General features: G+C 67.2%; 27 protein-coding genes. 15 read left to right on the top strand and 12 right to left on the bottom strand.

The window, feature by feature from the left end:
* The first annotated feature begins 7 nt into the window (after positions 1–7).
* Positions 8–1,000 carry an ABC transporter ATP-binding protein gene (locus PIJ50_RS05905; protein WP_271973563.1) on the top strand — a complete coding sequence of 331 codons (993 nt, stop codon included), beginning with the start codon at positions 8–10 and terminating at the stop codon, positions 998–1,000.
* Between the two features lie 78 nt (positions 1,001–1,078).
* Positions 1,079–2,551 carry a mannitol dehydrogenase family protein gene (locus tag PIJ50_RS05900; protein WP_271973561.1) on the top strand — a complete coding sequence of 491 codons (1,473 nt, stop codon included), beginning with the start codon at positions 1,079–1,081 and terminating at the stop codon, positions 2,549–2,551.
* Here PIJ50_RS05900 and PIJ50_RS05895 read toward each other — a convergent pair.
* From PIJ50_RS05895 to PIJ50_RS05880, 4 genes are all read right to left on the bottom strand, one after another.
* Entirely contained in the window at positions 2,530–3,318 is a 789-nt protein-coding gene (locus PIJ50_RS05895; RefSeq protein WP_271973560.1) for an NAD-dependent epimerase/dehydratase family protein, read from the bottom strand. The two genes, PIJ50_RS05900 and PIJ50_RS05895, sit on opposite strands and share 22 nt — an antisense overlap.
* The gene (locus PIJ50_RS05890; RefSeq protein WP_271973559.1) at positions 3,315–4,121 is read right to left on the bottom strand and encodes a glycosyltransferase; all 807 of its coding nucleotides are present in this window, start codon (positions 4,119–4,121) and stop codon (positions 3,315–3,317) included. The genes PIJ50_RS05895 and PIJ50_RS05890 overlap by 4 nt, the downstream gene beginning before the upstream one ends.
* On the bottom strand, positions 4,122–5,339 hold the full coding sequence (locus PIJ50_RS05885) for an NAD-dependent epimerase/dehydratase family protein (protein ID WP_271973557.1): 1,218 nt from the start codon (positions 5,337–5,339) through the stop codon (positions 4,122–4,124).
* 80 nt (positions 5,340–5,419) lie between these two features.
* Complete coding sequence (locus PIJ50_RS05880) at positions 5,420–6,586, bottom strand: M20 aminoacylase family protein (protein WP_271973555.1); 1,167 nt, start codon at positions 6,584–6,586, stop codon at positions 5,420–5,422.
* Between the two features lie 61 nt (positions 6,587–6,647).
* On the opposite strand from PIJ50_RS05880, the gene mazG reads away from it, so the two are divergent.
* Together mazG and PIJ50_RS05870 are read left to right on the top strand one after the other, a co-directional pair.
* Positions 6,648–7,460 carry a nucleoside triphosphate pyrophosphohydrolase gene (mazG, locus tag PIJ50_RS05875; protein ID WP_271973553.1) on the top strand — a complete coding sequence of 271 codons (813 nt, stop codon included), beginning with the start codon at positions 6,648–6,650 and terminating at the stop codon, positions 7,458–7,460.
* A 74-nt stretch (positions 7,461–7,534) separates the two neighbouring features.
* The gene (locus PIJ50_RS05870; RefSeq protein ID WP_271973551.1) at positions 7,535–8,476 is read left to right on the top strand and encodes a nucleoside hydrolase; all 942 of its coding nucleotides are present in this window, start codon (positions 7,535–7,537) and stop codon (positions 8,474–8,476) included.
* Here the strand turns inward: PIJ50_RS05870 and PIJ50_RS05865 are convergent.
* Positions 8,473–9,522 (bottom strand): sensor histidine kinase, encoded by a 1,050-nt coding sequence (locus PIJ50_RS05865; protein WP_271973550.1) that lies wholly within the window; start codon positions 9,520–9,522, stop codon positions 8,473–8,475. The genes PIJ50_RS05870 and PIJ50_RS05865 overlap by 4 nt on opposite strands.
* A 223-nt stretch (positions 9,523–9,745) precedes the next feature.
* On the opposite strand from PIJ50_RS05865, the gene PIJ50_RS05860 reads away from it, so the two are divergent.
* The gene (locus PIJ50_RS05860; protein ID WP_271973548.1) at positions 9,746–10,105 is read left to right on the top strand and encodes a hypothetical protein; all 360 of its coding nucleotides are present in this window, start codon (positions 9,746–9,748) and stop codon (positions 10,103–10,105) included.
* On the opposite strand, the gene PIJ50_RS05855 is transcribed toward PIJ50_RS05860, so the two are convergent.
* Both PIJ50_RS05855 and gmk read right to left on the bottom strand, forming a co-directional pair.
* Positions 10,102–10,626 carry a gamma carbonic anhydrase family protein gene (locus tag PIJ50_RS05855; protein ID WP_271973547.1) on the bottom strand — a complete coding sequence of 175 codons (525 nt, stop codon included), beginning with the start codon at positions 10,624–10,626 and terminating at the stop codon, positions 10,102–10,104. The two genes, PIJ50_RS05860 and PIJ50_RS05855, sit on opposite strands and share 4 nt — an antisense overlap.
* Positions 10,623–11,255: a guanylate kinase gene (gmk, locus tag PIJ50_RS05850; RefSeq protein ID WP_271973545.1), complete on the bottom strand. Its 633-nt coding sequence runs from the start codon at positions 11,253–11,255 to the stop codon at positions 10,623–10,625. Before gmk ends, PIJ50_RS05855 begins: the two co-directional genes overlap by 4 nt.
* A gap of 231 nt (positions 11,256–11,486) precedes the next feature.
* Between gmk and PIJ50_RS05845 the strand changes: the two genes are divergently transcribed.
* From PIJ50_RS05845 to ilvN, 3 genes are all read left to right on the top strand, one after another.
* Positions 11,487–12,086 (top strand): PAS domain-containing protein, encoded by a 600-nt coding sequence (locus PIJ50_RS05845; protein ID WP_271973544.1) that lies wholly within the window; start codon positions 11,487–11,489, stop codon positions 12,084–12,086.
* Positions 12,087–12,303: 217 nt separating this feature from the next.
* Complete coding sequence (locus PIJ50_RS05840; protein ID WP_271973542.1) at positions 12,304–14,055, top strand: acetolactate synthase 3 large subunit; 1,752 nt, start codon at positions 12,304–12,306, stop codon at positions 14,053–14,055.
* Positions 14,056–14,066: 11 nt separating this feature from the next.
* A complete protein-coding gene (ilvN, locus tag PIJ50_RS05835) occupies positions 14,067–14,597 on the top strand; it encodes an acetolactate synthase small subunit (protein ID WP_271973540.1) in 531 nt (176 codons plus the stop codon).
* On the opposite strand, the gene PIJ50_RS05830 is transcribed toward ilvN, so the two are convergent.
* Positions 14,594–15,034 carry a cytochrome c-type biogenesis protein gene (locus PIJ50_RS05830; RefSeq protein WP_271973539.1) on the bottom strand — a complete coding sequence of 147 codons (441 nt, stop codon included), beginning with the start codon at positions 15,032–15,034 and terminating at the stop codon, positions 14,594–14,596. The two genes, ilvN and PIJ50_RS05830, sit on opposite strands and share 4 nt — an antisense overlap.
* Positions 15,031–17,004, bottom strand: coding sequence for a heme lyase CcmF/NrfE family subunit (locus tag PIJ50_RS05825; protein WP_271973537.1), 1,974 nt, complete (start codon positions 17,002–17,004; stop codon positions 15,031–15,033). The genes PIJ50_RS05830 and PIJ50_RS05825 overlap by 4 nt, the downstream gene beginning before the upstream one ends.
* Positions 17,005–17,110: 106 nt before the next feature.
* On the opposite strand from PIJ50_RS05825, the gene rocF reads away from it, so the two are divergent.
* Positions 17,111–18,037 (top strand): arginase, encoded by a 927-nt coding sequence (rocF, locus tag PIJ50_RS05820; protein WP_271973535.1) that lies wholly within the window; start codon positions 17,111–17,113, stop codon positions 18,035–18,037.
* Between the two features lie 75 nt (positions 18,038–18,112).
* Positions 18,113–20,833 carry a DNA gyrase subunit A gene (gene gyrA / locus PIJ50_RS05815; RefSeq protein WP_442900712.1) on the top strand — a complete coding sequence of 907 codons (2,721 nt, stop codon included), beginning with the start codon at positions 18,113–18,115 and terminating at the stop codon, positions 20,831–20,833.
* Here gyrA and PIJ50_RS05810 read toward each other — a convergent pair.
* Entirely contained in the window at positions 20,803–21,819 is a 1,017-nt protein-coding gene (locus PIJ50_RS05810; protein WP_271973533.1) for an AI-2E family transporter, read from the bottom strand. The genes gyrA and PIJ50_RS05810 overlap by 31 nt on opposite strands.
* Before the next feature lie 92 nt (positions 21,820–21,911).
* Between PIJ50_RS05810 and trmFO the strand changes: the two genes are divergently transcribed.
* The gene (gene trmFO / locus PIJ50_RS05805; RefSeq protein ID WP_271973532.1) at positions 21,912–23,246 is read left to right on the top strand and encodes a methylenetetrahydrofolate--tRNA-(uracil(54)-C(5))-methyltransferase (FADH(2)-oxidizing) TrmFO; all 1,335 of its coding nucleotides are present in this window, start codon (positions 21,912–21,914) and stop codon (positions 23,244–23,246) included.
* Positions 23,231–24,061: a tRNA glutamyl-Q(34) synthetase GluQRS gene (gluQRS, locus tag PIJ50_RS05800; RefSeq protein WP_271973530.1), complete on the top strand. Its 831-nt coding sequence runs from the start codon at positions 23,231–23,233 to the stop codon at positions 24,059–24,061. The genes trmFO and gluQRS overlap by 16 nt, the downstream gene beginning before the upstream one ends.
* On the opposite strand, the gene PIJ50_RS05795 is transcribed toward gluQRS, so the two are convergent.
* The gene (locus PIJ50_RS05795; RefSeq protein WP_271973529.1) at positions 24,049–24,765 is read right to left on the bottom strand and encodes a GNAT family N-acetyltransferase; all 717 of its coding nucleotides are present in this window, start codon (positions 24,763–24,765) and stop codon (positions 24,049–24,051) included. The two genes, gluQRS and PIJ50_RS05795, sit on opposite strands and share 13 nt — an antisense overlap.
* 102 nt (positions 24,766–24,867) lie before the next feature.
* Between PIJ50_RS05795 and msrB the strand changes: the two genes are divergently transcribed.
* Positions 24,868–25,278, top strand: coding sequence for a peptide-methionine (R)-S-oxide reductase MsrB (msrB, locus tag PIJ50_RS05790; protein WP_271973527.1), 411 nt, complete (start codon positions 24,868–24,870; stop codon positions 25,276–25,278).
* Here msrB and PIJ50_RS05785 read toward each other — a convergent pair.
* Positions 25,260–25,721, bottom strand: coding sequence for an outer membrane protein assembly factor BamE (locus tag PIJ50_RS05785; RefSeq protein ID WP_271973525.1), 462 nt, complete (start codon positions 25,719–25,721; stop codon positions 25,260–25,262). The genes msrB and PIJ50_RS05785 overlap by 19 nt on opposite strands.
* An 89-nt stretch (positions 25,722–25,810) precedes the next feature.
* On the opposite strand from PIJ50_RS05785, the gene PIJ50_RS05780 reads away from it, so the two are divergent.
* Together PIJ50_RS05780 and rpmF are read left to right on the top strand one after the other, a co-directional pair.
* Positions 25,811–26,356 carry a YceD family protein gene (locus PIJ50_RS05780; protein ID WP_271973523.1) on the top strand — a complete coding sequence of 182 codons (546 nt, stop codon included), beginning with the start codon at positions 25,811–25,813 and terminating at the stop codon, positions 26,354–26,356.
* Between the two features lie 141 nt (positions 26,357–26,497).
* Positions 26,498–26,704, top strand: a complete 207-nt coding sequence (gene rpmF, locus PIJ50_RS05775; RefSeq protein ID WP_271973521.1) for a 50S ribosomal protein L32 — start codon at positions 26,498–26,500, stop codon at positions 26,702–26,704.
* The last annotated feature ends 5 nt before the right edge of the window (positions 26,705–26,709 follow it).

The raw sequence follows: 26,709 nt of genomic DNA, 5'->3' as shown, positions 1-26,709 counted from the left end.
AAAGAACATGGGTCAGATCGAACTCAAGGGCGTCACGAAACGCTTTGGCGACGCCGAGGTCATTCCGCCGCTGGACCTGCAGATCAACGATGGTGAATTCGTCGTCTTCGTGGGGCCATCGGGCTGCGGCAAGTCCACCCTCCTGCGCCTGATCGCGGGGCTGGAGGACGTGTCGGGCGGCACCATCAACATCGACGGGCGCAACGCCACGGACGAACGCCCCGCGCAGCGCGGCCTTGCCATGGTGTTCCAAAGCTATGCGCTCTATCCGCACATGTCGGTCCGCAAGAACATCGCCTTCCCCCTGAAGATGGCGAAGATGAGCAAGGCCGAGATCGACGCCAAGGTCGACCACGCGGCGAAGGTGCTGAACCTGTCGTCCTACATCGACCGCCGTCCGGGGCAGCTGTCGGGCGGCCAGCGCCAGCGCGTCGCCATCGGCCGCGCCATCGTGCGCAGCCCCAAGGCGTTCCTGTTCGACGAACCGCTCTCGAACCTCGACGCCGCCCTGCGCGTGAACATGCGGCTTGAGATTTCGGAGCTGCACAACACGCTGAAGACGACCATGATCTACGTCACCCACGATCAGGTGGAAGCGATGACCATGGCCGACAAGATCGTGGTGCTGCAGGCCGGCCGGATCGAGCAGGTGGGCTCGCCGCTGGAGCTGTACCGCAGCCCGAAGAACCGCTTCGTCGCGGGCTTCATCGGCAGCCCGAAGATGAACTTCATCGGCGGGGCCGAGGCCGCGAAGTACAACGCGTTCGAGATCGGCGTCCGCCCCGAGCACATCGCTGTCGGTCCGACGGGCGACTGGCAGGGCCGGGTCACAGTGTCCGAACACCTCGGCTCCGACACGTTCCTGCATGTGGAAACGCAACACGGCCTGATCAACGTCCGCGCGGGCGGCGAGGTGGGGGTCCATCACGGCGACACCGTGTGGCTGACCCCGGACCGCAGCCAGATGCACCGCTTCGACCAGCAGGGCCACGCGCTGTAAGCGGCCCCCCTCCCGGTCGGCCCCTGCGCCGGCCGGGCACCTTTGCAGAACGCCCTCGGCGCCACCGGATGATCCGACATGAAACTGAACGAAGCCAACCTTTCCTCCCTGCCCGCGGACATCAAGGTTCCGGCCTATGACCGCAGCGCCCTGGCCCCGGGGATCGTGCACATCGGGACCGGCAACTTCCACCGCGCGCACATGGCCGTCTATCTGGACGACCTGTTCGGCATGGGGCTGGACCACGACTGGGCCATCCTTGGCGCCGGCGTGCGCGAGGGGGATGAGAAGATGCGCCTTCTGCTGGCCGAACAGGACTACCTGTCCTCGGTCACGGAGCTGGATCCGAGCCAGACCAACAGCCGCGTGATCGGCGCGATGCCGGGCTTCGTGCCGGTGGATCCGACCAACGCGCCGCTGATCGCGGCCATGGCGGATCCCGCGATCCGCATCGTGTCCCTGACGGTGACCGAGGGCGGGTATTTCATTGACCCCAAGACCAACACCTTCAGCCCCGAACATCCCGCGATCCAGCGCGACGCCGCCCATCCCGATACGCCCGAAACCGCCTTCGGCGCGATCATCGCGGCGCTGAAGGCGCGCCGCGCGGCGGGCGTCCAACCCTTCACCGTGATGTGCTGCGACAACGTCCCGCACAACGGCCGCGTCACGCGCGACGCCGTGGTGGGCTTGTGCCAGCTGTTCGACGCAGATCTGGCCCAGTGGATCAAGGCCAACGTCGCCTTCCCGAACTCCATGGTTGACCGCATCACCCCCGCCACCGGCCCGCGCGAGTTGAAGATGGTCCGCGATCTGGGGATCGAGGATGCGGCCCCCGTCACCTGCGAGCCGTTCCGCCAGTGGGTGGTGGAGGACAACTTCCCCGCCGGCCGTCCGCAGCTGGAAAAGGTGGGCGTGACCTTCACCGACGCGGTCGACGCGTATGAAACGATGAAGATCCGCATCCTGAACGGCGGCCACGCGATCATCGCCTATCCCGGCGGGCTGAAGGACATCCACTTCGTGCACGAGGCGATGGAGGACGACCAGATCCGCGCCTTCCTCGACAAGGTCGAAACGACGGAGATCCTGCCGATCGTGCCGCCGGTGCCGGACACGGATCTGAACGCCTACAAGCAGCTGATCCTCGACCGCTGCTCCAACCCCTCGGTGGCGGACACGGTGCGCCGGCTGTGCCTGGACGGGTCGAACCGTCAGCCGAAGTTCATCGTGCCGTCGATCCGCGATGTGGTGGCCAAGGGCAACGACGCGACCGGCCTGATCCTGCTGTCGGCGCTGTGGTGCCGCTATTGCTTCGGCACCAGCGAGAACGGGACCGAGATCGCGCCGAACGACCCGAATTGGGAAAAGCTGACGCTGGTCGCGGCCGAGGCGAAGACCAATCCGGCCGCCTGGCTTGCGATGCGCGAAGTCTATGGCGATCTGGGCGAGAATGCCGCCGTGGCCGCCCGTTTCGACGAACTGCTGCGCGCGGTCTGGGCCGAAGGCAGCGTCGCCGTAATCCGTCGCTATCTGGACGGCACGCTTTGAATCAAGGCGGGAAGGCTGGCGATCAGCCTTCCCCATCCGCCCGGCGCCCAACCAAGCGCCCGTATTCTTTCGCAATCCATCACGTTGACGGCATGGCGATCCGCCCGCTCCGGCAACGGGTGAACGCAGCCCGTTTGGATCGCGACCTCGGCCAGCAGGTCCCGCCGGTCCAGCAGCAGATCCGACACGTTGAACGCACCCTGCCCCCGCAGAAGCACGGCCATGACCGCCGACGCCAGATCCGCGCCATGCACCTCGGTCGCGACGCGGGGCGCGACGGGTCGGCCGGCCAGGAAATCCGAAAACATCCCCTGCCACTTGTGGTCCGGCCCCGGGCCGTAGACGCCCGTGGCGCGCAGGCTGACCGTGGCCTCCGCCTCGGCCGCGGCCTTCACCTCGCCGTAGAGGGTGTCGGGGCGCAGCTCCAGATCCTCGGTCAGCCGGGTGCCGGGGGGATGGTCGCCATAGACGGCGCGGGTGGACAGAAAGATCGTCCGCCCCGGAAACCCCCGCAGCAGCCGGACGGAGCCGTCGAGGTTCGCCCGCCGGAACCCGTCCGGATCATCCCCCTCGCCACCCCGGTAGCGGCCGGGCACATGGGCGAAGGCGCAATGGACCAGCACGTCGGCCTCTACCTCGGCCGCCTCTCCCAACCGCCAGGGCACGCCGCCGGTGCCAAGGATGATGACATGCTGCCCCGCCGCACGCAGCCCCTGCACCACGAACCGTCCGACCAGACCGGACGCGCCGGTGACGGCCACCCTCATGGTGCGGGCATCGTGGACAGGTCCGGCACCTCACCCCGCGCATGGGCCTTCCACAGATCGATCAGCGGGCGCAGCTTGTCGGCCTTGTCATGGTCCTGCCACGGCTTTTCATACTGGAAGTGCAGGATGCGGATGTCGTCCCAGCTCCACAACTCCGGCATGGCGAACCAGACGTATTGCAGCATGTTGCAGAAGACCGGAAGCCCGTGCCAGTCGGGGAAATACGCTTCCAAGAACGTCTGGTCCGTTCGCCGCCAGAAGGCGCCCGGCACGTCCAGCCGGGCCAGCATGTCGGCAAAGGTCGCGGCCGACGGGCGGGCCGTGAACACGCCGGAATTCATGCGGTGGAAGTCGGCCACGCTTTCATAGACGTTGGGCGCGGCGCAGAACTCGGGATAGTCGAACAGCTTGTCCACGTTGCGCAGCACCAGCGTGTCGGCGTCCAGAAACACCACCCGTTCATAATCCAGCTGCCACAGCCGCAGCTTGGCGAAGTTGTCCAGAGGCGTGTGGAACGGCGGCTTGCCGCCCTTGGTGAAGGCGGCGCGCGCGTGCAGCGCGTCGCGCGCATGGGCCATGTTGAACGCGTCGGACGTGGGCAGCAGGTCGCAGCGCACCTGCCTTGCGTCCAGACCCGCCACCTCGGCCACGTCGGTGTGCAGCACCACCACGTCCGCCGTCGTTCCCGTCGCACGAAGCGAATGGATCAGCGCCTTCGCCCCCAGCGCGTAATCCGCGTTGGTGACGAGCGTGACAAAGGCCCGCGTCGAGGACGCGGGCCGGTCGGGATGAAGCCCGTCCATTCAGGAAACGGAGCGGAGGCGCTTGCCCTCGGGGTCATGCTCCACCACGCGGGCGATGTCCTTGGTCCAGGCGGACACAGCGGGCACCCGGCTGCGGTCGATGCGGTGGGCGTACTTCTTCGCCACGTCCACCACCTCGGCCAGAAGGCCCTCGGCCAGCGTGATCGGCTTCAGGCCCAGCGACAGGAACTGTTCGTTGTTCACGATCAGGTCGTTCTCCGGCGCCTCTTTCCGCGGGTTGGGCAGGTTCGCGACCTTGGCACCGGTCAGTTTCGCCACGAGTTCGGCCAGATCGCGGACACGGTGCGTTTCAGTCATCTGGTTGAAGATCTTCACCCGCTCGCCGGCCTTCGGGGCATCGCCCAGCGCCAGTTCCACGCAACGGACCGAGTCTTGAACGTGGATGAAGGCGCGCGTCTGCCCGCCCGTGCCGTGCACCGTCAGCGGATAGCCGATGGCGGCCTGGATCAGGAAACGGTTCAGCACCGTGCCGTAATCGCCGTCATAGTCGAAGCGGTTGATCAGCTGTTCGTGGCGGCGCGTCTGGTCGGTGTGGGTGCCCCAGACGATGCCCTGATGCAGGTCGGTGATCCGCAGCCCGTCGTTCTGGGCGTAGAACTGGAACAGGATCTGATCCAAGGATTTGGTCATGTGATAGACCGAACCGGGCTTCGTGGGATACAGGATCTGCTGACCCTTCTTGCCCGTCGGCGTGTCGATCTCCACGTCCAGATAACCTTCGGGGATCGGCGCCCCGACCGAGGAGTAGCCGTAGACGCCCATGGTCCCGAGGTGGATCAGGTGTGCGTCGATCCCCGTTTCTACCAGCGCAGCCAGAAGGTTGTGCGTGGCGTTGACGTTGTTGTTGACGGTGTAGACCTTGTGGCGGTCCGTCTTCATCGAATAGGGCGCGGCCCGCTGTTCGGCGAAGTGGATCACGGCGTCGGGCTTCACGTCCAGCAGCCAGCCCTTCAGCCGGTCGTATTCGGTGGCAAGGTTCAGCAGGTGGAACTGGATGCGGTTGCCCGTTTCCTGATGCCAGATGCGGCAGCGTTCCTGGATCGAATCCATCGGTGTCAGCGACTGGACGCCCAGCTCGGTGTCGATCCAGCGGCGGGACAGGTTGTCCACGATGTGAACCTCGTGGCCAAGGTTCGACAGGTGCAGCGAGGTGGGCCAGCCCACGAAACCGTCACCACCAAGAACAGCAATACGCAAGACAGATCCCTCCCAGGTAGCGGCCACCGGCCGCGGTGACGCAAATTATGACAGCGCCGTTTCAAAGTCGAATGAAGAAATCACGACGTTGTCATATTCAGCGGCTGGGCCATTTCCACGGCCCGCACGAAGAACGCGGCCCCCACGGGCGCGATGTCGTCGTTGAAATCATAGCCGGCGTTGTGCAGGCCCGCCCCCGGCCCCGCGCCCAGGAACAGGTAGGCGCCCGGCCGGGCGTTCAGCATGTAGGCGAAATCCTCCGCCCCCATCTCGCTTGTGGTGTCGGCGTCCACGGGCGCGATCTCGGCCGCGACGCGGGCGGCGAAGGCCGCCTCGGCGGCGTCGTTGATCGTGGGCGGATAGCCGAGGTCGTAGTCCAGCACCGCCTCGACCCCGAAGCTGGCGGCCTGACCGGCGACGATGGCGCGGATGCGCTCCTCGGCCAGCTTGCGCATTTCGGGCGTGAAGGCGCGGATCGTCGCGGTCATCCACGCCTCAGACGGGATGATGTTGGACGCGCTGCCCGTGTGGATCTGGGTGACGGACACCACCACCTGTTCCAGCGCCGGCACGTTGCGGGCCACCACCGTCTGCAACGCCTGCACCAGCGATGCCATGGCGATCACCGGGTCCACCGTGGTGTGCGGCATCGCCCCGTGCCCGCCGACCCCCCGCAACATCACCGTCGCCGTGTCGACCGAGGCCATGATCGGTCCGGGACGCACGAAGAACTTGCCCTGTTCGCGGTTGGGCCAGTTGTGCATGGCAAAGACCTTCTCGATCCCGAAGCGCTGCATCAGCCCTTCCTCGACCATCATGCGGGCGCCGCCGACGCCTTCCTCCCCCGGCTGGAAGATCAGGGCGACGCGGCCGGCAAAGTTGCGGGTTTCGGCCAGATGCCGGGCCGCGCCCAGCAGCATCGCTACATGCCCGTCATGCCCGCAGGCGTGCATCTTGCCCTCCACGACCGAGGCGTGGTCCACGCCCGTCGCCTCCTCGATCGGCAGGGCGTCCATGTCGGCGCGCAGGCCGATGGTGGGGCCTGGCGCGCCGCCGCGGATGATCGCGACGATCCCGGTGCGGGCGAACCCTTCATGCACCTCGTCCACGCCGAAGGCGGCCAGACGGTCGGCGATGAAGGCCGCGGTGCCGAAGCATTCCAGATCCAGTTCGGGATTCGCGTGAAGATAGCGGCGCCAGGCCTTCATATCCTCGGCCAGCGCCTGGATGCTGTTGGGGACGGGCATGGTGGACTCCTTCAAGGGGGCGGCGTAGCCAGACTTGAAGCGGAAAATCACGGAGTGTGCAATGCATGCCGAAAGCGAACTGCGTCGCCTGCTGGATGTCATGGCGGCCCTTCGCCATCCCGAAACCGGATGCCCCTGGGATCTGGAGCAGACCTTCGCCACGATCGCCCCCTACACGATCGAGGAAGCCTATGAGGTGGCCGACGCCATCGGGCGTGAGGCGTGGGACGAACTGCCGGGCGAGTTGGGCGACCTGCTGTTGCAGACCGTCTTCCACGCCCGCATGGCCGAAGAGGCGGGACGCTTCGATTTCGCCGATGTCGCCCGGTCCATCGCCGACAAGATGATCGCCCGCCACCCCCACGTCTTCGGCGGCGACACGCCGCGAAGCACCGGGGACCAGAACCGCGCGTGGGAGGCGCAGAAGGCGCAGGAGCGGGCGCAGCGGGCGGAAACGCGGGTGCTGGACGGGGTGGCCCTTGGCCTTCCGGCCCTGACGCGGGCGGTGAAGCTTCAGGGCCGCGCCGCGCGGGTGGGCTTCGACTGGCCGTCGACAGACCAGGTGCTGGACAAGATGGCCGAGGAGATGGCCGAACTGGTCGAGGCGCGGAATCAGCTGGGCCCCGAGGAGGTCGCGGCCGAGTTCGGGGACCTGTTGTTCGTGATGGCGAACCTCGCCCGGCACCTGAACGTGGACCCCGAGGCCGCCCTGCGCGCCACCAACGACAAATTCACCCGCCGCTTCCGCCACATCGAGGACCGGCTGGCCGAACAGGGAAAAACCCCGGCGGCAAGCACACTTGAGGAGATGGACGCCCTGTGGACCGAGGCCAAGCGGGTGGAACGTGTAAGCAAACCCTGGCCTACCGTCTAAATTGAGAACGATATTAACATAGACTTAAGGATTTCTTTTGCCTTTGATGATGCTCAGGTCCTGGACATTTGCTCATGACACCACGCAAGATCATCATCGACACGGCACCCGGGCAGGACGATGCGATCGGGCTGCTGACGGCCCTTGCCAGCCCGACGGAGCTTGAGGTTCTGGGCATCACGCTGGTTGCGTCCCGCGTGCCCATGGACGCCGTGATCCACAACGCCCAGCGCATTTGCGACATCGCCAAGCGCCCGGATGTGGGGATGCATGTCGGCTGCGACCGGCCGATGCGGCGCCCGGTCACGGGCCTTCAGCGCCCCGACGTCGATGTGGGGCTGGACGGCTATGACGCCCATGCGCCCCTGACCAACCTGCGGGACGAACCGGCCGTCGACTTCCTGCTGCGCACGCTGCGCGAGGCGCCGGACCGAAGCGTGACCCTGTGCTGCTTTGCGCCCTTGACCAACATCGCGACGCTTCTGGAACGCGCGCCCGACGTGGCCCCCCGCATCCAGGAGATCGTGATCATGGGCGGCAGTCATTACGAACTGGGCGACATCACCCCCGTGGCCGAGGCGAACATCTGGCTGGACCCGGAGGCCGCGCGGATTGTCCTTCAGGCGGGCATCACCTGCACGCTGGTCCCGCTGGACGTGGCCCATAAGGTCATCGCGGGGCCCGAGCGTCTGGCCGAACTGCGCGAGATCGGGACCGAGCCCGCCCGCGCCGTCGCGGCCTGGGCAGACGTGCTTGTCCGCATCTACGCCGACACCTTCGGCGCGCCGGGGATGCCGCTGCATGCGCCCTGCGGCATCGCCTTCCTGCTGCGCCCATTCCTGTTCACCGGCCGCCATGTGAACGTGGAGGTCGAAACCGACAGCGACCTGACCCGCGGCACCAGCGTGGTGGACTGGTGGGGCATGACGATGCGCCCCCCGAACGCCCTGTTCCTGACCGAGGTGGACGCAAACGGCGTCTTTTCCGTCCTGACGGAACGGATCGCCCGCCTTTAAGCCACCGGCAGGAAGACCGAGAAGGTGCTGCCCTGCCCCTTCGCGCTTTCGATGCGGAAGCGGCCGCGATGGCGATTGATGATGTGCTTCACGATGGCCAGCCCCAGCCCCGTCCCCCCCATCTCGCGCGAGCGGTGGTCGTCGACGCGGTAGAAGCGTTCGGTCAGGCGCGGGATGTGGATGGGGTCGATCCCGTCGCCCTTGTCGGTCACGCGGATCACCACGGCCGGCCCAAGGCGCAGCGCGTCGCTGTCATCCCGCTCCACCGTGATGTGCACCACGCCGCCCGAGGCGCCGTATTTCACCGCATTTTCGATCAGGTTCTGGAAGACCTGCGTCATCTGGTCGGCATCGGCGGGCACCGGCAGCGGGCCGGCCTGCCCGCCCTGTTCCAGCCGCACCCCCTTGGCCGCCGCCACGGGGCGCAGCGCCGCCATGGCCACCGCCACCAGCGCCACCATGTCGACGGGGGTCGTGGGGCGCATCCGCTCTTCGCTTTCCACCCGGCTCAGCGACAAAAGGTCGCGGACCAGCCGATTCATCCGCTCCGCCTCGCGCGACATGATGCCAAGGAAGCGGTCGCGCGCGGCCGCGTCGTCCTTGGCCGCGCCCTGCAACGTTTCGATGAACCCCAGAAGCGAGGTGAGGGGCGTGCGAAGTTCGTGGCTGACATTGGCCACGAAATCGCGGCGCATGGCGCTGACCTGCTCCTGCTCGCTCACATCCTCGAACACGCACAGGGCGCGGTTGCCTTCCACCGGGGACACCGTGACCTGAAAGGCGATTTCGCGCGAGGGACCTGCCACGATGTAACGGGTGCACGCCTTCTGCTTGTGGCGCAGCGTGCCTTCGATGGCGTCCAGAAGGCCCGGTTGCCGCATCGCGATGATGTAGTGCCGTCCCACGATTCCCCCGCCGAACAGGGCCAGCGCGGCCGCATTGGCAAACGAAATCCGTTCATCCTGCGCGATGACCAGCGCCGGGGCCGGGATGCCGTCCACCAGGCTTCCCAGAAGACGCCCCTCGGCGGACACGAGAATATCCATTTTTTCCCCACCCTTATGGAAAGTGCGCAACCGTACCAAATCGAAAAGACCGGTTGCGTCCCAATAATTTTTGCCACGTACTCTGGCCAGATACAGCCTTTGCCTTACGATCGGTAAAGGGATTGTGACAAATCGATGAGCGCAACTTGGAGGTGTCGACGGTTGCCGGGTCTGTTTCGCCAGCTTGCAACCTGAAACTGAAGGCGACGCAACGGAGGAGAACATGCGTTCGCTCGTCCCGGGGACCAGGCCGCCCTTTGCCGGCACGCAGGAAACCTGCCTGATCATCGAGACGCCCGAGGCGTTTCGGTATCTGGACCGGTTCCCGGCGCGCCCTTCGATCGTGATGGCGCGGTTCCGCGACATCGGGACACCGCTGATCGAACGGGTGCAGCCGGACTGGGTGATCTGCCCGCTGGTGGCGACGGGCTTCGATGCGCTGGACGTTTTGTCCCGGCTGGGCGATACCGGACGCACCTTGCGCGTGGGCGTGCTGAGCCAGGCGCTGCCGAACCGCCGGATGGTGGAACGCGAACTTCAGTCCCATGCGGGCGGGCTAGAGGTGTCGCTCCTGACGCTCTAGGTCGCGATCAGGCCCGCGCGGAACCGGCGCATGTTGGCCACATAGTTGCGCGCCGACACCCGCAGCCTCTCCACCTCCTCGGTTGCCAAGGGCCGCACGACGCGGGCGGGGGCGCCCATGACGAGCGAGCCGTCCGGGATCTCTTTTCCTTCCGTCACGAGGGCGTTTGCGCCGATCAGGCAGCCCGACCCGATGCGGGCGCCGTTCATCACCGTAGCCCCCATGCCGATCAGTGTGCCGTCGCCGATGGTGCAGCCGTGCAGGATGGCGCGGTGGCCGATGGTGCAGTTCGCCCCCACCGTCAGGGGAAAGCCCCAGTCGGTGTGCAGCACGGCGTTTTCCTGCACGTTGGATCCGGCCCCGATGCGGATGCCTTCGTTGTCGCCGCGCAGCACGGCGCCGAACCAGATGCCCACGCCTTCCCCGATCGACACCTTGCCGATCACATGCGCGCCCGGCGCGATCCACAGGTCGCCCGAGGCCGGCAGGCTGGGGGCCATGTCGTCCAGTGCATAGATCATCGGTTCTCGAACTCCCCGTTCATGTCGCGCACAAGGCCGGTCAGGGCCGGCTGGCGGTCACGGCGCAACCGCTCCGCCATGACGATAGTGCGCAATTCCGCCTCGGCTCGGTCCAGATCGTGATTGATCAGGACATAGTCGTATTCGGCCCAGTGGCTGATCTCGTCCCGCGACTTGGCCATGCGGTGGTCGATCACCTCGTCGCTGTCCTGCCCGCGCCCGCGCAGGCGCCGTTCCAGTTCCGCGATCGACGGCGGCAGGATGAAAACCGACACCACGTCGCGCCCGAGGGCGGAGTTGCGGATCTGCTGGCCGCCTTGCCAGTCCACGTCGAAAAGGGTGTCGCGCCCTTCGGACATCGCCTGTTCCACCGGGCCGCGCGGACTGCCGTAGAAGTTGCCGAACACCTCGGCATGTTCCAGCATCTGGCCGTCGGCCACCATGGTCCGAAACTCGTCCCGCGTGCGGAAGAAATAGTCGCGGCCATGCACCTCCCCCTCGCGCGGGGCGCGGGTGGTGGCCGAGACGGAGAAGCGGATCGTCGGGTCCCACGCCATCAGGCGCTTGGACAGCGTGGATTTCCCGGCCCCCGAGGGGGAGGAAAGGATCAAAAGAAGTCCGCGCCGCATCGTGATGTCCCTTCTGGTGCCGTCAGCGGCATCTGGCCCCATGTGGCGCGAAGGTCAAGCGCGGGACTTTTTAACCATTTGTTCACCTTTTCCGGCACTCCGCGAGGAATGGTGCTAATTACGGCCGTGTAAAAGTATATGTGCGGGCGTGTTCTGCCCGTGCGACCGGTTGAGGGTTGCAGGTTGATGGTTGATTTCTTGTTAAGGATGGTGCCGAAAGGTCGGATGACAGTGCGGCCGAAACACATCACGCGCGTGCGCGCCTATTGGGAGGGTCTTCGCAAGAACGGCGCCCTGCCCCAGCGCGCGGACGTGGACCCGCGCGCCCTGCCCGACCTGCTGCCCAACGTCTTCCTGCTGGAGCATGTGGCCCCGTCGGTCGTGCGCTTTCGCCACACCGGCGCCCTTCTGCCCGAGATCATGGGCATGGACGTGCGCGGCATGCCCTTTCTGTCCCTGATCGACCCGGGAGAGCGTGAGGCGCTGGTGTCGCAGGTGGACCGCGTCTTCCACGATCCCGCCATTCTGGACATGGAACTGGCCAGCGCCGTGCCGGGCCCCGCGCGCCTTGGCGCCCGGATCGTGCTCTTGCCCCTGCAGACCTTCCGCGGCGTGGACATGGCCCTGGGCTGCATCGAGACGGAGGGCCTGATCGGCCGCCCGCCCCGCCGCTTCCGCCCACTCCGGGTGCTGTCCGAACGCGTAGGGGTGCTGGAACCGGGGGCGGGCTTCGCCGAACCGGCGGCGCCCTTCGCGCCCGGCCGTCCGGCTCTGCGGCTGGTCCACTCTTCGGATCATAAAATATCGCGGGATGACGACCCTCGGGAATAAAGATGCGGAAATTACCCGTTCCGCACAATTAACGCATTGACGCCACCGGTCACGGCTTATATCCCACCTTCACGACGAAGGAGGGGGTGCGGTGACATCCATCGTGCTTATCTTTGAAATGACGCGCATGGGCCAGTGACGGCGACCCGGACCGATTCCCATGCGCCCCTGACCTTTCGGGGGCTTTTCTATGGCCGACGATGATACGGAGTTTCCGATGACACGGATGAGCGGTGCGAAAATGGTGGTGCAGGCCCTGAAGGATCAGGGCGTGGAGGTCGTCTTCGGCTATCCCGGCGGCGCCGTGCTGCCGATCTATGACGAGATCTTCCAGCAGAACGACATCCGCCACATCCTCGTCCGTCACGAACAGGGCGCCGTCCACATGGCCGAAGGCTATGCCCGGTCCACGGGCAAGCCGGGGGTCGTGCTCGTCACCTCCGGCCCCGGTGCGACCAACGCCGTGACGGGCCTGACCGACGCGCTGCTGGATTCAATCCCGCTGGTGGTGCTGTCGGGCCAGGTGCCCACCTTCCTGATCGGCACCGACGGCTTCCAGGAGGCCGACACCGTGGGCATCACGCGCCCCTGCACCAAGCACAACTGGCTGGTAAAGGACACGGAAAAGCTGGCCGCCACCATCCACGAAGGCTTCCACGTCGCGACGAAGGGCCGCCCCGGCCCGGTGCTGATCGACATCCCCAAGGACATCCAGTTCGCGGAAGGCACCTATGTGACCCCCGACGCGGTCCGCGTGCCCCATTACCAGCCCCGCACGACCCCCAACACCGACGCCGTCACCCGGATGGTGGAGATGATCGAGACGGCCGAGCGCCCCGTCCTCTACACCGGCGGCGGCGTCATCAACTCGGGCCCCGAAGCGTCGCGCCTCCTGCGCGAACTCGCGGATGCGGCGCAGATCCCCGTCACGTCCACCCTGATGGGTCTGGGGGCCTATCCGGCCAGCGGCAAGGGCTGGCTGGGGATGCTGGGGATGCACGGGCTTTATGAGGCCAACATGGCCATGCACGGCTGCGACCTGATGCTGAACATCGGCGCCCGCTTCGACGACCGGGTGACGGGCCGGCTGGCCGACTTCTCGCCCCATTCGAAGAAGGTGCATGTCGACATCGACCCGTCCTCGATCAACAAGATCGTGCGGGTGGATCTGGGCATTGTCGGCGACATCGCCGAAACGTTGGCCGCCGTGCTGCGCGTGTGGACTGAACGCGGCCGCAAGCTGAACACGCCCGCCATCGCGGCGTGGAACGCGCAGATTGGCGAATGGCGCGCCAAGCGTTGCCTCAGCTATCGCCCCTCCACCGCGACCATCAAGCCGCAATATGCGCTGGAGCGGCTGGAGGCCCTGACCAAGGGCATGGACCGCTACATCACGACCGAGGTCGGACAGCACCAGATGTGGGCCGCGCAGTTCCTCGGGTTCGAGGCGCCGAACCGCTGGATGACCTCGGGCGGTCTCGGCACCATGGGCTACGGGCTGCCCGCGTCGATCGGCGTGCAGATCGCGCACCCTGAAGCCTTGGTCATCAACGTCGCCGGCGAGGCGTCGTGGCTGATGAACATGCAGGAGATGGGCACGGCCATGCAGTTCCGCGCCCCCGTGAAGCAGTTCATCCTGAACAACGAACGCCTTGGGATGGTCCGCCAGTGGCAGGAGCTGATCCATGGCGAGCGCTACAGCCACTCGTGGTCGGAATCCCTGCCCGATTTCGTGAAGCTGGCCGAAGCCTTCGGCTGCAAGGGCATCCAGTGCAAGGACCCGGCCGATCTGGACGACGCCATCCTGGAGATGATCCGCTATGACGGCCCCGTCATCTTCGACTGCCTTGTGGAAAAGCACGAGAACTGCTTCCCCATGATCCCGTCGGGCAAGGCCCACAACGAGATGCTGATGGGCGAGGCCGAAACGCAGGGCATCATCGAGACCCACGGCGCGGCACTGGTGTAAGGGGAATGGCGATGAACAAGGGCGCCTATCACATGCGCGACACGAACGGCGAGATCATCGAGACCCACACCTTGGCCGTGATGGTGGACAACGAAAGCGGCGTGCTGGCCCGCGTCATCGGCCTGTTTTCGGGCCGCGGCTACAACATCGAAAGCCTGACCGTGGCGGAGGTGGACCATGAAGGCCACCGGTCCCGCATCACCGTGGTCACCACCGGCACGGCCATCGTGATCGACCAGATCAAGGCGCAGCTGGGCCGACTGGTCCCGGTGCACGAAGTCCACGACCTGACCGTCGAGGGCCCGTCCGTGCAGCGCGAACTCGCGCTTTTCAAGGTGTCCGGCAAGGGCGAGGCGCGGATCGAGGCGCTGCGCCTGGCCGAGATCTTCCGCGCCAACGTGGTGGATTCGACGCTTGAAAGCTTCGTGTTCGAGATGACGGGCACGGCCGAGAAGATCGACGCCTTTGCCGACCTGATGCGCCCGCTGGGCCTGCGGGAGATCGCGCGGACCGGCGTCGCCGCCCTGTCCCGCGGCGCCTAGTCTTTCAGGAGCGTGTCCAGCCGGGCGCGCTCCTCTTCCGTCAGCTCCTCCACCGCCGGACGGCGACGGCGCAGGAAGGCCACGGCCATCCCGCCCCCCGCCAGCAGCAGAAGCGGCCCCGCGGCCCAGAGGATCAGCGTCGTCCCCTTCGCCGGGGGCGACAGCAGCACGTATTCCCCGTACCGCCCGACGATGAAGTCCAGCGCCTCCTGATCCGTGTCGCCCGCCACCAGCCGCTCGCGCACCAGAAGGCGCAGATCGCGGGCGATGCCGGCGTTGCTGTCGTCGATGTTCTCGTTCCGGCAGACGGGGCAGCGCAGTCCTTGGCTGATCGCACGGGCGCGCGCCTCCAGCGCCGGGTCCGACAGGATTTCGTCCGGCTGGACAGCAAAGGCCGGTCCAGCCAGCAGCAGCGACAGAAGCAGGGCGCGGATCATTCGGCTGGCACCCCTTTCGCTGCGGTGCGGGCCGCGCCGGCGGCCACGCGGTGGCGGCGGTCGGTCAGGCTGACGATCCCACCCAGCGCCATGATCAGCGCCCCGCCCCAGATCCAGTTCGCGAACGGCTTCAGATAGCCGCGCACGGCATAGCCGCCCCCGTCCTGCGGATCGCCGATCACCAGATAGATGTCGCGCAGCCAGCCGTGGTCGATCCCGGCTTCGGTCGTGGGCATCCCCGCGATGGGATAGATCCGCTTTTCCGGATGCAGCCGCGTGACGAACCGCCCGTCCCGGTCCACCCGCATGTCCGCGATGGTGGTCAGGTAGTTGGAGCCCTGCCCCTCGCGCACCCCCTCCAGCGTGACGTGATAGGCGCCAAGGTCGTAGCCCTCGCCTTCGCGCAGCACGCGGATATCCTCCACCTGCCAGGACGTGACGGCGCTGATGCCGAAGACGGTGACGGCAAAGCCCGCATGGCCCAGCGCCTTGCCCCAGTCGGCGCGCGGCAGGCGGCGCAGGCGGCCCAGCCGGTCGCCCAGCGCGCCGCGGCCCGTGCGCAGCCACAGGTCCACGATCACGCCCGCGCCGACCCACACGGCCAGCGTAACACCGATCGGGCCCAGCGCCGAACGGCCGTTCTGCATTGCCCAGACCAGCGCACCCAGCGCCAGCGCCAGAACCAGCCCGCCCCGCATCGTCCACAGGGCGCGGCGCAATTGCCCGCGCTTCCACGGGATCAACCCGCCGATGGGCAGGGCCAGCGCGATCACCACCATGAAGGGCGTGAAGGCCGCGTTGAAGAAGGGCGCACCGACCGACAGGGTGCGGCCCCACACGATCTCGGCGATCAGGGGCCAGATGGTGCCGATGAAGACGACAAAGCAGGACACGGTCAGCAGCAGGTTGTTCAGCACCAGCCCGCTTTCGCGGCTGACGGTGGAAAACACGCCCTTGCCTTCCATCGCCCCGGCGCGGGCGGCGAACAGCGTCAGCGCCCCGCCCATGAACAGGCCCACGATCATCAGGATGAACACGCCCCGGTCCGGATCGTTGGCAAAGGCGTGGACCGAGGTGATGACCCCCGACCGCACCAGGAACGTCCCGATCAGCGAAAAGCCGAAGGCCAGGATCGCGAGAAGGATCGTCCACGCCTTCAGCGACTCCCGCTTTTCCACCACGATGGCGGAATGCAGCAGCGCCGCCCCGATCAGCCACGGCATGAAGGACGCGTTCTCCACCGGGTCCCAGAACCAGAAGCCGCCCCAGCCGAGTTCGTAATAGGCCCACCACGACCCCAAGCCGATGCCCAGCGTCAGGAACAGCCACGCAGCCAGCGTCCAGGGCCGGACCCAGCGGCCCCACGCGGCGTCCACCCGCCCCTCGATCAGGGCGGCAACGGCGAAGGCGAAGGGCATGCTCATCCCCACATACCCAAGGTAGAGGAACGGCGGATGGAAGGCCAATCCCGGATCCTGCAGCAGCGGGTTCAGGTCGTTGCCGTTCAGGGGCGGTATCGCCAGCCGCAGGAAGGGGTTGGAGGTCAAGAGCATGAACAGAAGGAACGCCACCCCGATCATGCCCTGCACCGACAGCACCCGCGCGCGCAGCCGGTCGGGCAGGTTGCCCCCGAACCACGCGACCAGCGCCCCGAACAGCGCAAGGATCAGCGACCACAGCAGAAGCGAGCCTTCGTGGTTCCCCCACACGCCCGAGATCTTGTAGAGAAGCGGCTTCAGCGTGTGCGAATTCTCCACCACCAGCTTCAGCGAGAAGTCGGAGGTGACGAAGGCGTGCATCAGCGCGGCAAAGGCGAAGCCCACCAGCAGAAGCTGCACCTTGGCCGCCGTGCCCGCCAGCGCCATCCAGCCCGTCCAGCCCTTCTGCGCTCCGATCAGCGGCAGCGTCGATTGCAGCAGCGCCACGCCCAGCGCCAGCACCAGCGCGAAATGGCCAAGTTCGGTGATCATGCGTGGCTCCCTGCTGCGGCGCGCGGACCATAGGAGAATTTTCCCCGGTTTTGAATAGCATCCGGCGCCGGTGACGTTAAGTTCACCGCAAAGCGAAAGGACACCCATGCCACATTCCTGCATCCTGATCGGCGCCCCCATCGACAGCGGCCAGCGGCGCGCGGGCTGCCTGATGGGGCCCGCCGCCTATCGCGTGGCCGGCCTTGGCGCGACGCTGACCGCGCTGGGCCACCCGACGCAGGACCATGGCGACGTGGCTCTGCCCGCCCTGCGCGACGCGGTGGCGGACAACCCCGTCGTGCACGCGCTGGCCGAAACCGTGGGCTGGACCGAGGCGCTGTCGGCCACGGTCCAGAACGCCCTGTCCGAAGGCGGCTTTCCCATCGTGATGGGCGGCGATCATTCGCTGGCGCTGGGATCGGTGGCGGGGGCCGCGGCGCACGCCCATGCGGTGGGGCGTCCGCTGTTCCTGTTGTGGCTGGACGCGCATTCGGACTTTCACACGCCGCGCACCACCACCTCGGGCAACCTGCACGGCACGCCCGTGGCCTATATCGCCGGCCGCGACGGGTTCGAGGCGTTTCCCCCCTTCCCCGTGCCCCTGCCGCCGCAGAACATCTGCCTGTTCGGCATCCGGTCGGTCGACCCCGAGGAACACGCTGCCCTGCTGGAGCACGAGATCGAGATCAACGACATGCGGGTGCTGGACGAATACGGCATCGCGGCACCCCTGCGGGCGTTCCTTGACCGGGTGCGGGCGGCGAACGGGATGCTGCACGTCTCGCTCGACGTGGACTTCCTCGATCCCTCCATCGCGCCGGCCGTGGGCACCACGGTTCCGGGCGGCACCACCTTCCGCGAGGCGCATCTGGTGATGGAGTTGCTGCACGAAAGCGCGCTCGTCACCTCGCTGGATCTGGTGGAGCTGAATCCGTTTCTGGACGAACGCGGGCGCACGGCGAAGATGATGGTGGATCTGGTCGGATCGCTGATGGGGCGCAAGGTCTTCGACCGGCCCACCCGAAGCTTCTGAGGGTGCGTCGGCATTGTGCCGACGCGGGCCGAAGGATATAGTCGGCGCAACGGAAAAACCAGAAAGCGCGCAGACGTGACCGATACGCCCGACATTCCAGACATCGCTGACGACACCCCCGACCGCGGCCCGCTTCAGCCGCAGGTCTCCATCAGCGAGGAGATGCGGACGGCCTATCTGGACTACGCGATGAGCGTGATCGTGTCGCGCGCGATCCCGGATCTGCGGGACGGGCTGAAGCCCGTCCACCGCCGCATCCTGCACGCGATGAACGAATCCGGGAACGGCCACGACAAGCCCTATCGCAAGTCGGCGCGGCCCGTGGGCGACACGATGGGGAAATACCACCCCCACGGCGACAGCGCGATCTACGACGCGCTGGTGCGGATGGCGCAGCCCTTCTCCATGTCGCTGAAGCTGCTGGACGGTCAGGGCAACTTCGGGTCCATGGACGGCGACAGCGCGGCCGCCATGCGCTACACCGAAGTGCGGATGGACAAGCCCGCCGCCTTCCTCTTGGCCGACATCGACAAGGACACGGTCGATTTTCAGGACAACTATGACGGCAAGGACCGCGAACCCACGGTTCTGCCCGCGCGCTTTCCGAACATGCTGGTCAACGGCGCGGGCGGCATCGCGGTCGGCATGGCCACCAACATCCCGCCCCACAACCTGGGTGAGGTGATCGACGGCACTCTTGCGCTGATCGAGAACCCGGACCTGTCGACCGAGGCGCTGATGGAGATCATCCCCGCCCCCGACTTCCCCACAGGCGGGCTGATCCTTGGCCGGTCGGGCGCGCGCAAGGCCTACCTGGAAGGCCGCGGTTCGGTCATCATCCGGTCGAAGACGCGCGTGGAGGAAATCCGCAAGGACCGCTACGCCATCGTCATCGACGAGATCCCGTATCAGGTGAACAAGTCCTCGATGATCGAGAAGATCGCCGAGATGGTGCGCGAGAAGAAGATCGAGGGCATTTCCGGCGTGGCGGACGAATCCGACCGGGTCGGCGTGCGTGTGGTGATCGAGCTGAAGCGCGACGCGACGCCCGACGTGGTGCTGAACCAGCTGTTCCGCTTCACGCCCATGCAGACCTCGTTTGGGTGCAACATGCTGGCGCTGAACGGCGGCCGGCCCGAACAGCTGATGCTGCGCGACTTCCTGACCCACTTCATCACCTTCCGCGAGGAGGTGGTCGCCCGCCGCACCGCGTTCGAGCTGAACAAGGCCCGCGAGCGCAGCCACATCCTGTGCGGCCTCGCCGTCGCCGTGTCCAATGTCGACGAGGTCGTGGCCACGATCCGCGGCTCCTCCGACCCGGCCGAGGCGCGGGAGAAGCTGATGACCCGCCGCTGGCCGGCGGGGGACATCGCGCCCTACATTCGCCTGATCGACGATCCGACCCACACCATGAACGACGACGGGACCTACAACCTGTCCGAAGCGCAGGCCCGCGCCATCCTGGAACTGCGCCTGCAGCGCCTGACCGCGATGGGCGTGGCCGAAATCACGGACGAGCTGCAGGAACTGGCCGCGAAGATCCGCGACTACCTCGACATCCTCGGGTCGCGCGAACGGATCATGGGCATCATCTCGGACGAGCTGCGGGAGGTGCGCGAGATGTTCGCTGTTCCCCGCCGGACCGAGATCATGGACTGGTCCGGCGACATGGAGGACGAGGACCTGATCGAGCGCGAGGACATGGTCGTGACCATCACCTCGGGCGGCTACATCAAGCGCACGCCGCTGGCCGAATTCCGCAGCCAGCGCCGCGGCGGCAAGGGCCTGTCGTCCATGGCCACCAAGGAAGACGACGTGGTGACCACGCTGTTCGTGGCCAACACCCACACGCAGCTTCTGTTCTTCACGACCGACGGCATGGTCTACAAGCTGAAGACGTGGCGCCTGCCGCTGGCCAGCCGTCAGGCGCGGGGCAAGGCCATGGTGAACATTCTCCCGATCCAGCCCGGCATCTCCATCGCGGCGCTTCTGAAGATCGACGAGCCGGAGGAGGAATGGGATGGCCTGCAACTCGTCTTCGCGACCAGCGAAGGCGACGTGCGCCGCAACGCCCTGTCCGATTTCACCAACGTCATGCGCAACGGCAAGATCGCGATGAAACTGCCCGAGGACGTCACCCTCGTGAACGTCCGGGTGACGAGCGAGCAGGACGACGTGATGCTGTTCACCGCCTCGGGCCGGGCGATCCGTTTCCCGACCACGGATGTGCGCGTCTTCAAGGGCCGCGATTCCACCGGCGTGCGCGGCATCCGTCTGGGCGAGGACGACCGAGTCGTGTCCATGTCCGTGCTGCGCCACTTCGAGGCCGATCCCCAGGAACGCGCCGCCTATCTGAAGCAGCGCCGCGCCGTGATGGGCAACGTGGACGAGACGGAGACCGACGAGGAAGAGGCCGGCGCTGGCACCCTGACCCCCGAACGCTATGCCGAGATGTCGGCGGCCGAGGATCTGCTGCTGACGATCACGGCGCAGGGTTCGGGCAAGCTGTCCTCCTCGCACGCCTATCCGATCCGGGGGCGTGGCGGCATGGGCGTGCGCGCCATCGACAACGGGATGCGGGGCGGCGCGCTTGTCGCCTCCTTCCCGGTGGAGATGGGCGATCAGATCATGCTCGCCACCTCCACCGGCCAGTCGATCCGGGTGCCGGTGGAAGGCATCAGCTTCCGTTCGCGTTCGGCCGGCGGGGTGCGCGTGTTCAACACGGCGGCGGGCGAACAGGTCGTGTCCGTGGCCCGCATTGCCGATCAGGGCGAGGACGAGGTGGAGGAGGGCTGAGCCCCCTCCAGATAATCCGCGATGTAATGCCTGTTGGCGAGGGTCATGACCACCGCCAGCAAGGGCGTCGCCAGCGCGAAGCCCAGAAGGCCGAACAGGTAACCCAGCATCAGCTGGAACGAGATGGTCAGCGCGGGCGGCAGCGACACCAGTTCCTGCTGCAGGCGCGGGGTCACCAGATAACTTTCGATCGCCTGCACCATCACGTAAAGGCCGACGATCAGCGCCACCTGGTCCAGCCCCTGCGACAGGCCCAGCAGCACCGCCGGGATCGCGGCCACCACCGGGCCGATGTTGGGCACGAATGTGGCGATCCCCGCCATCACGGCCAGAACCAGCGCCAAGGGCACGCCAAGGACGCTGAGGCCGATGAAGGTCAGCACGCCGATCACCGCCATCGACGCCAGCTGCGCCGTCAGCCAGGATCGCAGCGCCCCGCCCGCGTCCGTCAGCATGGCGCGGGCCCGTGGCCGCATCTCGGGTGCGATCAGGGCCACGACGCCCCGGCGATACACGGCCGGAGAGATCGCGCAGTAGATGCCGATGAACGCGACAAGGAACATGTTGCCCAGCACGCCTACGGTGGACGACACCGTGGCCAGCGCCCCCATGCCGCTGGGGATCAGGCGGTCGAGGTCGATCCGCTGGCGGACCTGCTGCATCCACGGATTGTCGTTCACCAACTGCTCCAGCCGGTCGATGGCGCTGGGCAATTGCGCCAGAAGCTGGCCGAATTGCTGGAACAGCCCCTGCGAGGCGTTGGTGAAGAACAGCGCGATCAGCGCCGCCAGCAGCAGCAGGAAGACCAGAAGCCCCCAGCCGCCCCCGATGCCCGTCATGCGCCCGAGGCCTTCGCCCCCGCCCCGCAGGAACACGGCCACAAGAACTCCGGCAAAGATCAGCAGCGGCACCTGCGGGGCGAACACCACCACCGCCACCAGCACCGCCGCGATCAGCAGCACCGAAACCCAGCCGCGTCGTGTCATCGTCCCGTCCCTTTTCGTTTTGATCGCAGCATAGCGTGTTGCGCCGTGGCGGCCACCTTCCCAAATCCCCCGCACAGGATTATGAGGGGCGGATGACACAAGAACTCCACATCGTCGGCGGCGGCATGGCCGGGTCCGAGGCCGCATGGCAGGCCGCCAACCTGGGCGTGCCCGTCGTCCTGCACGAGATGCGCCCCACCGTCGGCACCTTCGCCCACCGCACCGGCAGCTTTGCCGAGATGGTCTGCTCCAACTCGTTCCGGTCGGACGATGACGAACAGAACGCCGTGGGCCTGCTGCACTGGGAAATGCGGGCGGCGGACGGGCTGATCATGCGGATGGCGGGTGAACATCGCTTGCCCGCCGGCGGCGCGCTGGCCGTGGACCGCGACGCCTTCGCCGAATCCGTCAGCGCCGCGCTGCGCGCCCATCCCCTGATCCGCATTGTCGATGCCGAGGTGACGGAACTGCCGGTGGACGGATCGTGGATCTTCGCCACCGGCCCCCTGACCTCCCCCGCGCTGGCGGAGGCGATCCGGGGTGTCACCGGGGCCGAAAGCCTTGCGTTCTTCGACGCCATCGCGCCCATCGTTTATGCCGACAGCATCGACATGTCCGTGGCCTGGCGGCAGTCCCGCTATGACAAGGGCGAGACGGAGGAGGAGCGGACCGCCTACATCAACTGCCCCATGACGAAGGCCGAGTACGAGGCCTTCATCGCCGCCATGCTGGCGGCCGAGAAGGCGGAGTTCCACGAGGGCGAGACGGCCGGCTATTTCGACGGCTGCCTGCCGATCGAGGTGATGGCCGAACGCGGCGCCGAAACGCCACGCTTCGGGCCCATGAAGCCCATCGGCCTGACGAACCCGCACGATCCCGAGGTGAAGCCCTATGCCGTGGTGCAGCTGCGCCGCGACAACAAGCTGGGCACGCTTTACAACATCGTGGGCTTCCAGACGAAGATGAAATACGGCGCGCAGACCGAGGTGTTCCGGATGATTCCGGGCCTTCAGGACGCCAAGTTCGCGCGACTGGGCGGCATCCACCGGAACACGTTCCTGAACTCCCCCACCTTGCTGGATGACCGGATGCGGCTGCGCAACCGGCCGAACCTGCGCTTTGCCGGGCAGGTTACCGGGGTGGAGGGCTATGTGGAAAGCGCCGCGATGGGCCTTCTGGCGGGCCGCATGGCCGCGGCGGAACTGCTGGGCCGCGACCTGCCGCCCCCGCCCGCCGAAACGGCGATGGGCGCGCTGATCACCCACATCACCGGCGGGGCGGAGGCGAAGACCTTCCAGCCGATGAACGTGAACTTCGGCCTGTTCCCCCCGATCGACGCCAAGGGCGGGCGCCGCGGCCGCAAGGACCGCTACAAGGCCTATACCGACCGCGCAAAAGAGGCGTTCACCGCGTGGCTGGGCCAGTAACGCGCTTTGCCCCGTCGCCGACGGGGCCGCTGCATCTGGGGCACGCCTTTTCCGCCCTGACGGTGTGGGAACGGGCCGAGGGCGGCACCGCCCTTCTCCGGATCGAGGATCTGGACCGTTCCCGCGCCCGCCCCGAATGGGAGGCGCGGATCTTCGACGACCTGCACTGGCTGGGCCTCGACTGGCCCCGGCCCGTGCTGCGCCAGTCCGACCGCCAGTCCGCCTATGATGCGGCGCTGGAGCGGTTGGCCCCCTTCACCTATCCCTGCCGCTGCACCCGGGCCGACATTCGCGCGGCCCTGAACGCCCCTCAGGAAGGCGCACTGGGGCCGGACGGGCTGATCTATCCCGGCACCTGCCGCCACCGCTCGATGGCCGAGGCGGGGCCGGAGGATGCGATCCGGCTGGACATGGCCAAAGCGATGCCGGGGCCGCTGTTCTTCACCGAAACGGGCCTGCACCCGGGCCGCCACGCCGTGTCCCCCGATCACATGATCCGCAACGTGGGCGACGTGATCCTGTCGCGGCGCGGGATGGGCGCCGCCTATCATCTGGCCGTGGTGGTGGACGACGCGCTCCAGGGGGTGACCGAAGCCGTGCGCGGCGCGGACCTGTTTGATGCGACGCCGATCCACGTCCTGCTGGGCCACCTGCTGGGACTTCCCCCCGTCGCCTATCACCACCATCGCCTGATCCGGGACGAACAGGGCCGCCGGCTGGCGAAACGCGACGACGCGCGGGCCTTGGCCACCTTCCGGGCCGAAGGGGCAACGCCCGACGACATCCGCCGGATGGTCGGCCTTCAGGCGCGCTGAAGCGCCTGCACGCGGCCGGGCGGCATGCGGTGCAGTTCCACCCCCGTGAAGACGTGCATGGTGTTCATCTGCGGGTCCACCACGGCATGGTCCGACACCCACCCCCCCATCAGCAGATAGCTGCGAAGAAGGGGCGGCATCGACCGCATGGCGCGCTGCATGTCGATCACGTGCCCGTCCAGCGTCGCGGCATAGGGAAAGACCTGCGGTGCCTTCGGCCCCGGGGCCCAGGGGTCCGGCGCCAGATGCGCCTGCCGCAGCAGGGCGAAGGCGTCGGCATAAGGCTCCGGCTGCGTGCCAGGGAATGAGGAGCAGCCGAACAGAATCCGCGCGTCGTGTTCGGCCACATAGCCCGCCAGCGCCCGCCATGCGAAGCGCACGATGGAGGCCTGATGCCGGTCGGGATGCAGGCAGAAGCGGCCGATCTCGATCATGTGACCGTCATAGGCGCGCAGGGCGGCCAGATCGTAGTGCTGGGCGGAATAGCTGCGATCCACCTCTCCGGGCGTCAGGTGCAGGATGCGGAAACAGGCGACCAGATCGCCCTCCTCCTCCACCAGCACATGGGTGCACAGGTCGTCGAAGCGGTCCCGGTCCGGTTCGGCCAGCTGGAAGGCCAGCGTCCGCAAGGCCTGCGCGCGGGCCAGATCGGACGGTTCGGTCGCTTCGCGGGCGGTCAGGCGTCCCCGGGTCAGGCTCCGCATGTCGGTCGCTCTCCTTGGCGTAGGCCGTGCCTGACCCTAAATATCGTTGCAGAGGCGGGCCGGCACAAGCGATTGCCGGATCCGCCCCAGCAGGAGATCAGAATGGTTGAAAAAGTCATCAAGAGCGATGCCGAATGGCGCGAACAGCTGACGGACGAACAGTACCGTGTGATGCGCAAGCATGGCACGGAACGTCCGGGCAGCCACGAGGATCTGCCGACGGACGCCGGCACCTTCACCTGCGCCGGCTGCGGCGCGCCGCTGTTCGAACAGGAAACGAAGTTCGAAAGCCATTGCGGCTGGCCCAGCTTCTACGCCCCCGCGGGCGAGGATGCGGTGGGCATGTCGCGTGACAACTCGTTGGGGATGCAGCGGATCGAGGTGCACTGCCCGCGCTGCGAAGCGCATCTGGGCCACGTCTTCCCCGACGGTCCGCAACCGACGGGGCTTCGCTATTGCATCAACGGCGTCGCGCTGGATTTCGAACCCCGGGATCAGTCGTCCAGCACCTGATCGGCGCGCAGGCGACCGACGGAGCCGAACAGCTGGCGCAGGAAGCTGCTGCCTTCCACGCCGCTGTCGGTGACGCGGCGCGACAGGGGCACGATGCGGCCCTGCTCCAGCCCGAAGCGTTCGACGTTGCTGACGCGGCCCTGCGGGTTGAAGCTGACGGCCACCACCTCGCGCCCCACCTCGCGCCGGGACAGGCCGAAGGTGCGGAAGCGGCTTTGCACGTAGAACCAGCCGGAATCGTTGGCCAGCGAGGTGACGGAGGGCAGGCCGATGACCTCGCGCACCTCGTCCCGGGTGGCGCCGATCTGGACGCGGCCCAGATCCTGATCCATCGGCACGTAGCCGTGGTTGCGATAGATCGGCGCGCAGGCCACCGTGGCCATCAGGGCCAGCCCGGCCGCGAGATTCCGCAGCACCGCCGTCTTTCGTCCTGCCAAAGCCATGCCCACCCCTTGCCTTGCGGGCCGTGGGCCCATATCGACCTTTGGCTTAACAGAAGGTCCCGCCCCTGTTCAAGAAAGGAAGCGCACCGATGACCGACGAACCGCAGAACCACACGTTCCGGGTGGCCACCCTTCCCGCGCGCAAGCCGCAGCGGTTCCGCCTGACGCCCTCGGCCGCCGATCGCGCGGCGCTGGCCAGGGATCTGGACATCACCGCCATCGCCGCGCTGAGCTTCGAGGGCGAGATCCGGGCCGAGGGGCGCGAGGACTACCGGCTGGACGGCCGGCTGAAAGGGACGGTGGAACAGCCCTGCGTCGTGACGCTGACCCCCGTGGTCACGAAGATCGACACGCCGGTGCGGCGCCGGTATTCGGCCAGCTACACCGCCCCCACGGGCGAAGAGACCGAGATGCCCGAGGACGACACGCTGGAGCCGATCCCCGAGGTGATCGACCTGCGCGAACTGGCGGCCGAGGAACTGGCGCTGGCCCTGCCCGACTGGCCCCGCGCCCCGGGGGCGGAGCTGGGAGAGGCCGTGTTCGCCGCACCCGACGCCGCCCCGCTGCGCGATGCGGACCTGCGCCCCTTCGCCGGGCTTCAGGCCCTGAAGGACAAGCTGGAAAAGGACAGCTGATCCGGGGCGATTGGGGGTTGCATCGGGGCGGGATTTCGCTATGTTCCGCGCCTCATCGGACATGCAAACCCGGGTCTCGGGGGCTGTTCGGATTCTAGGAAACACAGGGGCCTCGTCCCCTCATAAGCTGAGGTGGAGACAATGGCTGTCCCGCAGAACCGCGTTACGAAATCCCGCCGCAACATGCGCCGCTCGCATGACGCCCTTGTCGCGTCGAACCCGGCGGAATGCTCGAACTGCGGCGAGCTGAAGCGCCCGCACCACGTGTGCGGCGCGTGCGGCCACTACGACTCGCGCGAAGTCGTGGCGACCACGACCGAGGTCGACCTGGACGACGACGCGGCGTAAGCCGC

Source organism: Falsirhodobacter sp. 20TX0035, from assembly GCF_028307215.1.
Lineage (GTDB): Bacteria > Pseudomonadota > Alphaproteobacteria > Rhodobacterales > Rhodobacteraceae > Falsirhodobacter.
This window is presented reverse-complemented; position numbering and strand designations above follow the sequence as displayed.

Bases quoted from the DNA above. Each gene is read 5' to 3' on its own strand.
- PIJ50_RS05905 (WP_271973563.1), top strand. From the start codon at position 8: ATGGGTCAGATCGAACTCAAGGGCGTCACGAAACGCTTTGGCGACGCC.
- PIJ50_RS05900 (WP_271973561.1), top strand. From the start codon at position 1,079: ATGAAACTGAACGAAGCCAACCTTTCCTCCCTGCCCGCGGACATCAAG.
- PIJ50_RS05895 (WP_271973560.1), bottom strand. From the start codon at position 3,318: ATGAGGGTGGCCGTCACCGGCGCGTCCGGTCTGGTCGGACGGTTCGTG.
- PIJ50_RS05890 (WP_271973559.1), bottom strand. From the start codon at position 4,121: ATGGACGGGCTTCATCCCGACCGGCCCGCGTCCTCGACGCGGGCCTTT.
- PIJ50_RS05880 (WP_271973555.1), bottom strand. From the start codon at position 6,586: ATGCCCGTCCCCAACAGCATCCAGGCGCTGGCCGAGGATATGAAGGCC.
- mazG (WP_271973553.1), top strand. From the start codon at position 6,648: ATGCATGCCGAAAGCGAACTGCGTCGCCTGCTGGATGTCATGGCGGCC.
- PIJ50_RS05870 (WP_271973551.1), top strand. From the start codon at position 7,535: ATGACACCACGCAAGATCATCATCGACACGGCACCCGGGCAGGACGAT.
- PIJ50_RS05865 (WP_271973550.1), bottom strand. From the start codon at position 9,522: ATGGATATTCTCGTGTCCGCCGAGGGGCGTCTTCTGGGAAGCCTGGTG.
- PIJ50_RS05860 (WP_271973548.1), top strand. From the start codon at position 9,746: ATGCGTTCGCTCGTCCCGGGGACCAGGCCGCCCTTTGCCGGCACGCAG.
- PIJ50_RS05855 (WP_271973547.1), bottom strand. From the start codon at position 10,626: ATGATCTATGCACTGGACGACATGGCCCCCAGCCTGCCGGCCTCGGGC.
- gmk (WP_271973545.1), bottom strand. From the start codon at position 11,255: ATGCGGCGCGGACTTCTTTTGATCCTTTCCTCCCCCTCGGGGGCCGGG.
- PIJ50_RS05840 (WP_271973542.1), top strand. From the start codon at position 12,304: ATGACACGGATGAGCGGTGCGAAAATGGTGGTGCAGGCCCTGAAGGAT.
- ilvN (WP_271973540.1), top strand. From the start codon at position 14,067: ATGAACAAGGGCGCCTATCACATGCGCGACACGAACGGCGAGATCATC.
- PIJ50_RS05830 (WP_271973539.1), bottom strand. From the start codon at position 15,034: ATGATCCGCGCCCTGCTTCTGTCGCTGCTGCTGGCTGGACCGGCCTTT.
- PIJ50_RS05825 (WP_271973537.1), bottom strand. From the start codon at position 17,004: ATGATCACCGAACTTGGCCATTTCGCGCTGGTGCTGGCGCTGGGCGTG.
- rocF (WP_271973535.1), top strand. From the start codon at position 17,111: ATGCCACATTCCTGCATCCTGATCGGCGCCCCCATCGACAGCGGCCAG.
- PIJ50_RS05810 (WP_271973533.1), bottom strand. From the start codon at position 21,819: ATGACACGACGCGGCTGGGTTTCGGTGCTGCTGATCGCGGCGGTGCTG.
- trmFO (WP_271973532.1), top strand. From the start codon at position 21,912: ATGACACAAGAACTCCACATCGTCGGCGGCGGCATGGCCGGGTCCGAG.
- PIJ50_RS05795 (WP_271973529.1), bottom strand. From the start codon at position 24,765: ATGCGGAGCCTGACCCGGGGACGCCTGACCGCCCGCGAAGCGACCGAA.
- msrB (WP_271973527.1), top strand. From the start codon at position 24,868: ATGGTTGAAAAAGTCATCAAGAGCGATGCCGAATGGCGCGAACAGCTG.
- PIJ50_RS05785 (WP_271973525.1), bottom strand. From the start codon at position 25,721: ATGGCTTTGGCAGGACGAAAGACGGCGGTGCTGCGGAATCTCGCGGCC.
- PIJ50_RS05780 (WP_271973523.1), top strand. From the start codon at position 25,811: ATGACCGACGAACCGCAGAACCACACGTTCCGGGTGGCCACCCTTCCC.
- rpmF (WP_271973521.1), top strand. From the start codon at position 26,498: ATGGCTGTCCCGCAGAACCGCGTTACGAAATCCCGCCGCAACATGCGC.